This window comes from Bradyrhizobium sp. NBAIM14, from assembly GCF_020193895.1.
Lineage (GTDB): Bacteria > Pseudomonadota > Alphaproteobacteria > Rhizobiales > Xanthobacteraceae > Bradyrhizobium > Bradyrhizobium yuanmingense.
In genome coordinates this window covers 137,288-149,297 of sequence record NZ_JADYVQ010000014.1, presented here as the reverse complement: position 1 = coordinate 149,297, position 12,010 = coordinate 137,288, and the positions used below count along the sequence as shown (strand labels likewise).

Sequence of the window (12,010 nt, the reverse complement as noted above, 5' to 3'; positions counted from 1 at the left end):
AACGGCGGTAGGGCCCAGACTTAATTTGCTTGTGACTTTTCCTTCGGCGGGGACATGGCCTCGGTCCACGTTAAACGGGTCCAGCACTGCGATGGAAGTGGGCCTGTCGCTATTTCAGTCTCACGAACCTACCTCTGCTGAGTGTTTGAACTCTTCGTCTGGGGCTTATCCGGCGCCGCCTACCCGCTTTCGACCTTCTTGCCTACTTTCCTGTCCTGACGCGTGGTCCCAAGCGCCCAAATACCCTTTCCTGCAGTTTCGCACTTACATCTCATGGCGAGAGCGCTTGTTTGAAACCCCTCAGCGAGAATGCTCATTGTCAAGAGCCACAAGATGTCCCGTGGAAGTGCCATGATTTAGCGTGCGCTTCATTTTTGTCCTCGCGGATGGGCTCCGCTTCGCCTACCGGGCCCTGAACTCCGCCGCAGGGTCCTACCATGATATCTGTTTTAGAGAGAGTGTGTGTCAGCAGGTTGCGCAATTGAGGCTGTTGAGCATACGGCCAGGCAAATCACGGGGAATGACTTTTGAGGATGCAGCGGGACCGAAACTATGGACTACCCAGAAGTCGAGTTTTACGACTCTGAACACTTTGGCGGGCTGGTTGCGCCACGTGGGTTCGCAGCAAAATCGGCGATCTATTGCCGATTGCCCTCCGGGAGCATTCTTTGTTGTAGAATTTGCGCCAAATCCCCACGTTTCCTGCGCGTCTGCATGGCTGAGGAACTGATCGGCGCTGAGATCGGCCCGGAAGCGGTAGGCGCAATAAACCCCCGCCCCCGACAACGTGCTTATACTGCGCTTGCATCCACACTATACCAATGTGTAGCCAAGCTAGCCACACGGATGAATTGGCCCGAAGCGGGGCCGGGATCATTGTGGGCCTTATGGCTATGTATACTCAGGTTACCGCCCAATCCGGTGAGGCGCAGGAACGCACAGCTGAGGGCCGTGCAGCTGCACTACACTCCAGTTTGATCGCTGACCTCAGTCAGCTGAACTTCGCAGACGCTGATGACCGCCGAGCATTCCCTCCAACCCTACACAGCAACTTGGCAAGGCATGGACTGTTCGGGCTCACCACACCAGGAGAGCACGGCGGATTAGCTCTTCCCTTGCAAGAGGCCATCGACCTCATCTCCGCCACTGCATCCTTCGACGTCTCCGCTGCCTCCACCCTCGTCATCCATAACTTCCTAGCCTTGCCCTGCATCGAAGCGGCACCGCACATCCCCGAACAAAAGCATATCATTCGGCGTGCAACACGCGGCGATCTCTGCGCTTTCGCTTTGACCGAGCCTGGAGCTGGCTCTGCCCCGAGGCATATAGAAGCTTCGGCTCTCATGCGCGAAGATAAAGTTCGGATCTCTGGCCGCAAGATCTGGATCGGCCTCGCTGACTGGGCTCGCTGGATCGTTTGCTTTGCTCGCGCGTCTGGTCCCGATGCGAAAGGTCGGCTCGTTGGTGTACTCGTTGACAGGCAGGCTCCAGGGCTAAAGGTCACGCACGAGCATCGCACACTCGGTCTACGTGGCATTATTCAGAATACTCTGGAGTTTCAGGATGTCGAGGTGCCGCGTGCTTACGTGCTCTCTCGCGATCAAGACGGCTGGGGCGCGGCGTCATCTAGTATGAACCGCGGCCGCATCGGTGTGGCTGCTATGGGTCTTGGAGCGCTTGAGCGCGCTATCCAGCTCGCAGCCTCTTATGCAAGCCATCGTCGACTCGGTAAACTGCGTATGATCGAGAACAGCTACATCGAGCAGTTATTTGGGCAGATGGTGCTGCGGCGGGAAGTCGTGAAGGCGATGCTGGCAGCATCCTGCCGACTTGTTTCAGCGCAGGGCGCGCCCAACGTCCACCTTGCGTCGGCAACGAAGGTTTTGTCCTCGGAATGGTGCGGTCTTGTCGCTGATCAATGCGTCCAGCTGTTAGGTGGCCGTGGTTACGATGAGGGAACGCCTTTAGCTAAAATCTATCGAGACGCTCGCATCCTCCGCATCTTCGAAGGTCCGACTGAGGCGCTCTTATCACACCTCGGCCGCTGCCTCCTCTCTAAAGCCACCCGTGATGAAATAGCCGATCTGTTTCGGTCAGTTGGTGCGGCTTCAGTCCATGCTGCTGCAATTGAGGAACTCTCTGGGCTCGATGAGACAGACGGTGCCGTGCTGATCTATGCGGGTTGGCTCACCACATTGGGCTTGGCAAAAGCTGTCATGTCTGCTGGTTGCTTCTCTATCTCAGATTGCGCCGCAGCAGCGGCTGACCTGGTCAGTTCCGAGCTAGCAACTCTCCGTACTCGCGCGCCGGCACGGCAATCTGTCGAAGTCCGCAATCGGGCCAGTCGGACTCTGACCATCTTCCTTCAAGACGCGGCTTGTTCTATTCGCTCACCTGTTCTCACTGACGATTACCTTAAGCTAGTGCAGTATGTCTGAGAACTAGCGGATGCCGGACCTCTTTCCACCTGGTGGTCCCGCGCGCGACTATGCAACTCCGGAAAGCCGAAGCATCCCTCAGCACTGCCACGTCTAAATCCGGCAGACTCTGCTATGAGGGTAACCTAATCTCGCTCCGGGCAGCGCGCCGACACAACAAAGGCTTTCGCGTTCAGGAGGACCTGACACCGCTCCTCGACCCGCTGTCGCTCCACAAGAGTGGGCGGCTCGATGAACTTATTCAGCATGATCCCGAGGCTGCTCGAACGCAGTGGCGGATGTCGCCGGCCAACTCCGTCCCAAGCTACCCAAGCTCGCGGGTCCCTTGACGAGACTGAGACCGATGTGCTCGCTTACATACGTTCCCGCCCCAGCACCGAAGGAACTGCCTCCATCAGCCCGATCGAGGCCTCAACGGCGAGATCAGTCGGCGGACCGAGGTAGTTGGCATCTTCCCAATCAGGACGCCATCGTCCGCCTCATCGGTGCAATTCCTGCCCGAGCAAAACGACGAATGGGCCGTCCAGCGCGCCCGTTACATGACGCTGGAAGCCATCGCAACGTTGAGCGATGATCCCACCGTCAAGCCTACCGGCGATCGCCAACTGACCTCCCGGCTCCAGCCGCTGGACGCCGTGACCCGCCGCCCGTTGCACTATGACATGGGACACGATCGCATCGTATCATCTACGTGACAGCCGGCCAGTATGTCGAGAAAGAGGGGTCCGTGAAAGGCAAGCGTAGATCGGATCCCGTTTTGACTGGCGCTTCACGGCTATTTTGGCCCGCGTGAAGCGCTTATGCGCCTTCCATTTTCCGGACAATGCGGAGACAGCGGCCTCGAGCGCTATCCGGTCGATGAAGCGGCGATCGAATCTCTCTGGGCCGCACGGACGCATATGTCCGTGCTCGGGACGAGAGGGGTCACCTATGACATCGAGGTATTCCGACATAGTCCGGCACACCGCCGACATCAGGACAACGACCGGCGGCATCGAGTAAGAGTGGAAGGCCGTTCGTTCGCCTGTTGTCGGATCACTTTTCGCGCTTGATCGGATGGGCCCAGCTGTCGTCGAAGTCGCAGAGATAATGGATCGTCTTTCGTGAATGATGTCGCAGAGCCGCGCCTTGCAAACATCGATGGGCTTCTGATGACACTTTCTGCGGCACATGGCACATGCGAGTTTCACGACCTCTTTGAAGAGATCGGCTTGTGTCTATGCTTGACCATACCCTTAAGTCGGACGTCCGCTGGACAGACGCGTGGGTTCCAGACAGGAGCATCGACCCACACCGGCCGCTTTCGTTTTATGGATCGCGTCGGGTTCGTCAGCTTTCGGAAAGCTAGTCCGTGTACAATGCCGTTGAAGTTAGCGGCGCGTGGTAGGGACAGCGCTTGCTCCGTGTATGCGTGGGGCTTTTGGGCGCCGAGTCACGTTTCTGCTAACTTCAACCAGTGCGGGCGTGGCAGGGACAGCGTCTGATCCATCCAGCCCGACCAGCGCCGAGTCGCGCCCGCGCTGCTTCCGGTGTGAGACTGGGATCATATCTAAACCACGGGGCGACGTCTTCCAGATCAAGCTAATAGCCAGCTTGCGCGCATTCCGCGGAGAGGGCTCCGGGTCGCATGTCACCTGGCATTGTTCGGGAAGTGTCAAATGACCTTCCAGCCCAGCTCGATGCAAAGTTTGACCGTCAGGCTTGGAACGAACCTGCGTCGGTTCCGGGGCTGAGGTCTTCTCCAGAGCCGAACGTCAGCGGAAGTGCAGCGACGAGGACAAGGCGCGGATCGTTGCGGAGCTCGTGGCGAGCGTCGACTCGGTCGTGCGCTGGTGCGACGGCATGCATTGTCGTCCACAGCAGCTGTTTGCCTGGCGAGGTCAGTAGAGAAGTGGCCGGCGACGATTCCGAAGCCGCCGAAATACAGCTTGTGCCGCCTGTGTTGGATGCGTGATGCTCGCCCTTGGCCCTGAGCGCAAGGACGAAAAGCGCCGAACCCCACGCGAGGAGCTTAACCAGCTTTCATGCAAGCTCTAACGGGCCAACGGTCCTGCTTCAGTGCAAGCGAAGCCCATTCAGTCTTTGACGCGCGAGGGCACGAGCTCATGAACCCGAGTGACCGGCCAGCCTCTCTCTGAATATTCTCCCCCTCGCTGCACTACTTCCAGAGAGCTTCCGTCGAGCGTGCCGCTCCAACGTCCAAAGGGCGCCGGTGAGCTCCGCTACCACGTCGGGCGCACGTTCAGGGTGCCACAATCCGTCTTCCGTGCCGTGGTGTTGCACTGTCGGACGCGACGCGGCTGTCCGGCATTAATCGCGAAAGCATCCGCGCGTGGGATCGGCAAGGTCCGTTTTGGAACCTCCGCAACACTCACGTCATCCTCTGTGTGACGACCATCGATATATCAAGTCCGTTCGGCGGGTTGCGGTAGCGGTCGGCAAGACTTTTGAACAACTCACCCATCTGATCTGACCGAACTGTAAACTCTCCATAGTTAGGATCAAAGAGGGTCGTCATTCCATTCGATGTAGACGTTGCGATCATGTGGGCGTCACCTTCGGCGAATCGCAAGCTGACCAAATAGATCGATGGATCGTGGGTGACCTCGCTCACGATCTGGTCAATGCGCGAAGACGTACCAAACCTATATCGCTTTTGTTCGGCGGACGGCTCTAGGCCAGCTTCGCGTAACATCGTGCTTCTTGCCTGAGGATTGTGAGAACTTTCCGCCGTCTTGAGGCGTTCATACCGCTGCTGCAGCATTGCGGCTGAGCTGTGAGTTTCAGTACCCGGGCGCAGCGCCCTCATGCGGGATGAAGGACTGCTTGGGAGATTGCGGATCCACTCCGCTGCCAATCCAACGCAGATGCCGTTGACATTGGCCTCGGACAATTCAGCAGTCCTGTAACCGAACAGAGGAGGGATAGGCCTCGCTGGAGAGGATGGACTTGAGCTGGAGGACAGAGAGGTTATGCTGGAATCTGAGGTGCTTGGACTGTAAATGTTTGCATCGGAGGTATGTGGCCTGCTGCAGCAGAGCCCCATTTTGTCGGGCAATTCCCCAGGTGACGAGCTCTCCCGTCGAGCGAGATCCATCAGTGTTTGCGCAAATTCGCTGCTGTCTGCCGTCTGACTCGGTTCGTTAGTTTGATTAGGGCGTGTGGATTGACCACTAACTCGATTATACATGGCGGCTCGCCTGCCTCTTCAGCGTACGTTTCCTCAGAGCGAGGGCGGGCTGCTTACGCCCTGCCTGCGAATGCTATTGCGGCAAGCTGACGACGAGCTGACAACCAAATAGGCTTGGAGAAGCTACCGCCCGAGTTGGCTATTTGGCGACTCGACCGTCTCTGCTCATCAGCCCCGCTTCAGATGAGGAGTAGTGCCGACGAGCTACCGGCTCTTGCAGAGCGACCGGTAGGCCTAGCTTGAGTAATTCCGCATGCCGTCAGGGTGACCGGTCCCCGGCTCGTGGCGTAGGCGGTGCCTGGACAGCGCCTTCGCGCAAACTGAATTCGGCCTTCGCTTTGGCTTCGGTCTCAGCATTTCGCGTTATGCCATTCGGTCGGCACATGCTTTTCGCTTCGTCGGATCGTCCAGTGATTGACTCGTGACAAGTCGTCTGCCCGGTGAGACGTCGTTGTTGCTGCCGAACCGGCGTTCAGCACGGTGCTGCAAACACTGGTTTGAATGCCACCAAGACCCGAACTCCAATTCGTTCCTTCGATAATAATTGGTCCCAAGCGCATACGAGACATCTCTTGAACCGGATCAGTGCACCATCAGCAGCTCCTTTGAAAACAGCGATTTCAGGCTCAGCACCCCTGCACAGTGCAACAGGCGATCGGCGACTATATCCGCTTGCGACGCCGCGTTCCGGCGGCGCCGAACCGGTGCTTCTGCACCCGCTCGGCCTCATCTTCCGCTCAGATATCCTTTTAACTCAGCTCATCATGCTGTCGCGCTCATCTGGGCGAACAACATTGCGGCTTCTGATGGCCCTAGCCCAACGATGCCCACAAAGCTCGGCGGCGGCATTGGGATGCCGCGATGAGTGGGTCTCCACAGGTGCAGGCAATATCGGCTGTTATTCACATACTGCGAATGTGGCGGATGCAATTGCATGACACACTCCTCTTCATCCCAGAACAGGTCTTTGACAAAGCACATCTCGTCCCAATTCGGACAGCGCCGCGGCGTCGAGACAGCGACATGCTCCCAGCCAGGACGGACGAATCCACTTATCTTTAGTTCACACCCGCAAGGCCCCTGCACGAGGAACACGCCGCAAGGGCCTGATCCCGGAACGGTAGCGAACCGGCCGTGTTGCACGCGGCCGGCCTCCAGCTTCTCTATCATCTGCGCCCGCACGCCCGCTCCTTTGCCTCTCGGATGGCCTTGAACTCGACGCAGATGACGTTGTCTTGCAACTCGTCAACCGGCTCGATCCTCGGCCCAGCGCTCCTATACCCCTTTTCAGCGCACCATCTGAGAAAGCCGCAGATGTTCATCATCACTCGTTCTCCTGTTATAGTCTTCTAACACTCGCATTGTGGGCGAAGGTCGCTCTCAAGGGCCACTGATTGCCTGAGCATGCGCGATAGCCGATCTGCGCGATGGCGAATCAGTCCGCCGATTGCACATTCCCGCTTGTAAGGCAGCTGTGCCATCAAGCCCCTCTCATGCGAATCATCCTACTTATCGATGCCAGCCAGTATTGGTCGCACGTCGCCGAACAGATCGCGCATCAGCAACAGCAATGTCCGCCATCGCTCTTGCCCGCTTCAAGCAAGCGTTAGCGCCCATTCATGTTTCATGGTGACCTTCTTCACAAGAACTTGTCGGCTCTTGGCCGTCACCTCCTCTTCAATGAATTGGTCGTCATCATGGCATGCTCCCTATGGTGGCGTTTGACATCCACATTCTATGATGCGCAAAACCACTGCTGGCACCAGTTGATGCTTCGCGGCGATCTTACTGCTTGGTGAGATCGTAGTACTTGACCATTCGCAGCTTTCGGTCGAGTCTGAACGGTGCCAATGCGCCATCTACGTAAGCTCGATTGAATTGTACGGGACCAAATCAAAACGGGCCTGCACCAGAGCCGCTGACGCCGAGCACGAACTGTTTTCGAGCTGATAGCATCCAGCGGATCGCCTGCCATCTCGGTGTCTCCTCGTAAGGTGATGGTCAGAAACAATGATTAATCGATCTCTATGAGTGCGACCGCCGGCCGTCTTCCCGCACTACTACGATACAGCTCTTACGCATTTCTCACGGTATGACGCTCGCGAAGCGCTCACGCTTTTGCTGCTAATGCGGGTGTTGTCTTTCAGACATGGACGTCGCGAATCCGACCTTGGACAGCGGTTCCGTGTCGCCAACGCCCGACAGAGGCGTTTTTGCTTACATCAAAGCGGTGCCGACACTTCTCCGTCGTGGCATGTAGATTGCTGTGGCAACGGAACGCCGACCTTAAATGCACCGACGATACGACGAGCATACCATCGGCCGGATGCTCGCCGCGCTCAGACAAACGATTCTGACACTCTCCTTATGAAAGAGGACCGCGAACTTATGAGTAGTACGAGGCATGCAAAACCCGGCATTTTTCCGTGGACCAGCGCGACGTCTGATGAAATGACGCATTGGCGCGCACCAAAGCAACAACCGATCAAGCATTACGGCGCCGATTGTCGCTCCCGGCAGGTGCAAAGGAGGTGGAACCTTTGGCTGCTGGCTGCACTCCTCATAAATGCGCTGCTTTGGGCCGGTATCTACTGGATCATCGCAGCGCTCTTCTGAAATAATCTCGCGGATGCCAAAGGCGCGAGGAGCTTACCGACACCTCTCGCATGCCGCGGCCGCACCGTATGCGCACCATCAATCGGACGTGGAGACCTCTTCACAGACTTGGTTCCAGTGACACACTTCGCGCGACTACCTGGAAATCCGTCCCTCCGACCAGCGCAAAGTAAATATTGAGCGATGCCGCAGAACTCTCGAATTTGCCAAACTGATATGCCATTGCAGCCGCGACGAAGTGCCAAACACTGACCTGTAACAGCTCAACATGTCCCCGCGCGGATGTCATCCGGGCTTCCGCTTTAACTGGGACGCATTGACTCAAATTGAGGTCTGGATCCCGCATTTTTCGTCATATGAGAATTAGCTTTCGAGAAGCTGACTAAACAAGTAGACTTGAAGGAGCGTTGGGCAGGCGGCCTGCTCCGCCTTCACCTACGTGTCGCGATCAGGAGCGCGCCACAGGACCGTCAGGATGCCTTGGCCCACGGTGCCCCTCAACGTCCCTTCCAGGCACTGACTTGCAGCTGAGCGACATTTTGCGCGGACCATTAGGTCGGGTAGCGATCAACGGGCTGGGGGCCTTTTTGATGATCCGCAGCGACGCTTTACAGCTCTTCCTCAGGCCACGTATCGTCCTCGTTTTTGTGCATCCGCCACACGTGGGCACGCCGAGCCAGCTTGTCGTATTCCACGGCAATTTTAAGCAGCCTGTCTTTGGCTTTTCCGTCAGCGAGCGCTTCCGCTTTCTTTCGCGTTGCTTCCGCACGGCCTCGCCAGTGGTCGGGCTGGTAGAGTTTACTTTTCGGATTCATGCCGAGAGCATGCAATTGGCAGATCAAAGAAATGCGACACCGGCGCTCCGTATAATCACGTAACAGCGACGCTCGTGGCCTCGGTTGCCGAAGCGGGCAGTCGCCATGCACAGCTGCTATTCTGAAACACCAAAGTGCGCCTTGCAGCCGAGGCTCGTACGAAGAATCCACAGCCCCGACATGCTCAGACGATGGGATGCACAAGGGGCTTGAATCGGACCTAGCGTTAGATTGTACGATCCTGGACAAGTGGGAACCACCTCCGACAATCCAGCGGTCCGGACAATCATGAGAATTGCGAATGTTTCAAACATCTAAACTCACCTGGCGCGACTCGATCAGGACGATAAGATCTTCCAGGCGCATCGTTGTCCGCGCTTCGTCGGAGCTGTTCCTGTCGCGGCTGGACGAAGTCGCGCGTTTCGAGATCTGCACGGCAGGCGCTTCCATCACCGTAGCCTCACCGGAACGGACGCAAGACGGAGGCTCCGCCTCAGATACCCCACCCAACGAACACGGGCGCGACTACACCAAACACAGTCTCGGCCCGCGCCATCATGGTTCGCTCTGAACGATCGAATGCATCATCAACCGTGGCTTGAGCGCACCTGGCTTTTGCCCGATCTCTCTGCCTCGCGATAGTTGGCCCGGGCCCTTCCCGTCGCCGGCTACCGCGTCAATAGTCGCCTGGCGGATAGGCTCAGCCAGAGTACCTGAGCACATGTCACGCCCAAGCAATGCCTCGCGACATCCAAGCATGCACAACCGCACAATCACCGGAAGCTCCGAAATGATCACTTGTTTGGCCAGCTCACCCGCCAGTGCTTCCCCTCTTCGCGGAGCTCCACCACTAGGGCAGGTGCCGTTTCGTCGTGCCGGACAGATGACCAGCACCGTACAGTCAGACCGCAAAAGTGAAAGGACGAGCTTGCCGGCACCGCACTTAAGCAGTTCCGGCTTGTTTCGCGGTTGACAGGTCATGTTGGCGCTTCGCGCAGGAAGAACAATACCGCAGCCCGACCGACCTAAAGGGATATCATGACTCAAAATCAACGAACTCAGCTGCCTTCGCGCCTCACACTCTACTACTGCGCCGTCGCTCTTGCCGTCGCAATGACAGCTCTAATACCCAGGCTGGTCAACGCGCGCGATCAAGCGCCGACCGCAGAGGAGAAAGAGGCTTGCATGGAGGACGTGTTCCGCCTTTGTAGCAGCCACATACCAGATCGCACCGCTATCACTGCCTGCCTCAGATCCAAGCAGGCGAGCCTCAGTCAGCAATGTCGCTACGTGATCTCCGTGCGCGACACTGGCAAAAAAAGCAGCGACTCGAAGTGAAGATGTGCTGCCTGTTCGTTTGCCTCATCCACAGAAGTGGTCCAAGCCTGACCTGCAGGACGGTCACCCGAGGTCAGATGACGAGCATGGCCCCCTACAATTGACCGACGCTCTGGTTCAATCGCGCTTGTCCGGATAGGCGAATGCATAAATTACCCTTCGATACCGTTCTGATCGCCAATAGGGGTGAGATAGCCGCACGTATCATCAAAACCTTGAACAAGCTTGGGCTTCGGTCTGCAATTGCCTACCATGAGGTTGACGCGGGAACCCCGGCCGTCTCAATGGCCGACCTGGCTATTCCGATCAGCGGCCGCACGCCGATCGCAAGCTATCTGGATATCGAGCAGATCATCGCTGCCGCCCGCAAGGCGAACGCCGGCGCGATACATCCCGGTTATGGAATGCTTTCCGAGAATGCGGAATTCGCCAGTAGAGTGACAAAGGCCGGTATTGTATTCATCGGACCCGCTCCAGAAACGATCGAGCTAATGGGCGATAAGATCCGCGCCCGTGAGTTCGTTCAAAGCAACGGCTTTCCAGTCGCACCCTGCGCCATCGAGGAAGATGATCCGGCCACATTCGTTTCGAGAGCGCGGGCTATTGGAGTTCCTTTGCTCGTGAAGCCATCATCTGGCGGTGGCGGCAAGGGAATGCGGATTGTACGCGACCTCGCTACGTTGGAGGCAGCCATTGAGCAGGCGAGCAGTGAAGCGCGTCGCTACTTTGGAGATGGCCGACTTTATGTTGAACGATATATCGAAAGACCGCGACACATTGAAGTACAGGTGCTCGGTGACGCCTTCGGTAACTTGGTCCATCTCTTCGAGCGCGAATGCTCGGTGCAGCGCCGTTTCCAGAAGATCATCGAGGAAACGCCCTCGCCAGCGCTATCACCAGAATTGCGGACCCGGATTTGCGAAACCGCCGTCGGCATCGCCCGTGCAGCGAACTATCAGAATGCAGGAACGGTCGAGTTCATTTTCAGCGGCGGAGAGTTTTACTTTCTAGAAATGAATACACGCCTTCAGGTCGAACATCCGGTGACCGAGATGATCACCGGCGTCGATCTGATCGCCGAACAAGTCTATGCGGCAGCGGGCCGAAAACTTGCACTTTCGCAGTCCGACATTCTTTCAAATGGGCATGCAATCGAGCTCAGGCTTTGCGCCGAGGCTCCCGAACGCGGATACGTCCCGACCACCGGCAAAGTACTTCTTCTCGAGTATCCGGATGGCGCACGAATCGACAGCGGCATCATGCAAGGCCAGCACATCACGGCGGCATTCGATCCCATGCTCGCCAAGATCATTGTGCATTCACCGAGCCGCATAGAGGCTGCTCTGAAAGCCTACCGCGCCGTTCGCGAACTGGTTCTACTTGGGTGCGAGACCAACGCGAGCTTGCTCGCACGGATTCTTTGCGACGAGGCATTTCTTGGCGGTCAGTTCCATACGGGATACCTAGAAGAAAATCCACATCTCGCCGCCGACAACTTTGCTGCCGAAATGTCTGCGTTCCTGGCATCTGCGGCTCTCCTGACAAGACCGGTCCGCGAGTCGGCCGATGCCGTGCCCGAGTTTCACGCAGCGCTCGGTAGTTGGAGAAATTGA

General features: G+C 57.4%; 6 protein-coding genes and 1 pseudogene. 4 read left to right on the top strand and 3 right to left on the bottom strand.

Annotated features, from left to right (window positions below; all coding sequences use genetic code 11):
• Positions 1-821 precede the first annotated feature (821 nt).
• Positions 822-2,438, top strand: a complete 1,617-nt coding sequence (locus I6F28_RS27030) for an acyl-CoA dehydrogenase family protein (protein ID WP_346656751.1) — start codon at positions 822-824, stop codon at positions 2,436-2,438.
• 242 nt (positions 2,439-2,680) lie between these two features.
• A pseudogene (locus I6F28_RS27025) lies at positions 2,681-3,047 on the top strand (transposase); the annotation flags it as partial.
• A gap of 1,762 nt (positions 3,048-4,809) precedes the next feature.
• Here I6F28_RS27025 and I6F28_RS27015 read toward each other — a convergent pair.
• Positions 4,810-5,484 carry a YopT-type cysteine protease domain-containing protein gene (locus I6F28_RS27015; protein ID WP_225142082.1) on the bottom strand — a complete coding sequence of 225 codons (675 nt, stop codon included), beginning with the start codon at positions 5,482-5,484 and terminating at the stop codon, positions 4,810-4,812.
• 906 nt (positions 5,485-6,390) lie between these two features.
• On the bottom strand, positions 6,391-6,609 hold the full coding sequence (locus I6F28_RS37885; RefSeq protein WP_051380690.1) for a DUF7694 domain-containing protein: 219 nt from the start codon (positions 6,607-6,609) through the stop codon (positions 6,391-6,393).
• A gap of 2,156 nt (positions 6,610-8,765) precedes the next feature.
• Here I6F28_RS37885 and I6F28_RS27005 point away from each other — a divergent pair.
• The gene (locus I6F28_RS27005; protein ID WP_225142056.1) at positions 8,766-9,122 is read left to right on the top strand and encodes a hypothetical protein; all 357 of its coding nucleotides are present in this window, start codon (positions 8,766-8,768) and stop codon (positions 9,120-9,122) included.
• Between the two features lie 243 nt (positions 9,123-9,365).
• Here I6F28_RS27005 and I6F28_RS27000 read toward each other — a convergent pair whose 3' ends face one another.
• Positions 9,366-9,509: a hypothetical protein gene (locus tag I6F28_RS27000; RefSeq protein WP_225142055.1), complete on the bottom strand. Its 144-nt coding sequence runs from the start codon at positions 9,507-9,509 to the stop codon at positions 9,366-9,368.
• Between the two features lie 1,031 nt (positions 9,510-10,540).
• On the opposite strand from I6F28_RS27000, the gene I6F28_RS26995 reads away from it, so the two are divergent.
• Positions 10,541-12,010: an acetyl-CoA carboxylase biotin carboxylase subunit gene (locus I6F28_RS26995; protein WP_225142054.1), complete on the top strand. Its 1,470-nt coding sequence runs from the start codon at positions 10,541-10,543 to the stop codon at positions 12,008-12,010.

Coding starts and splice junctions, on each gene's coding strand:
- I6F28_RS26995 (WP_225142054.1), top strand. CDS start 10,541: ATGCATAAATTACCCTTCGATACCGTTCTGATCGCCAATAGGGGTGAG.
- I6F28_RS27030 (WP_346656751.1), top strand. CDS start 822: ATGTGTAGCCAAGCTAGCCACACGGATGAATTGGCCCGAAGCGGGGCC.
- I6F28_RS27000 (WP_225142055.1), bottom strand. CDS start 9,509: ATGGAAGCGCCTGCCGTGCAGATCTCGAAACGCGCGACTTCGTCCAGC.
- I6F28_RS37885 (WP_051380690.1), bottom strand. CDS start 6,609: ATGTGCTTTGTCAAAGACCTGTTCTGGGATGAAGAGGAGTGTGTCATG.
- I6F28_RS27015 (WP_225142082.1), bottom strand. CDS start 5,484: ATGGGGCTCTGCTGCAGCAGGCCACATACCTCCGATGCAAACATTTAC.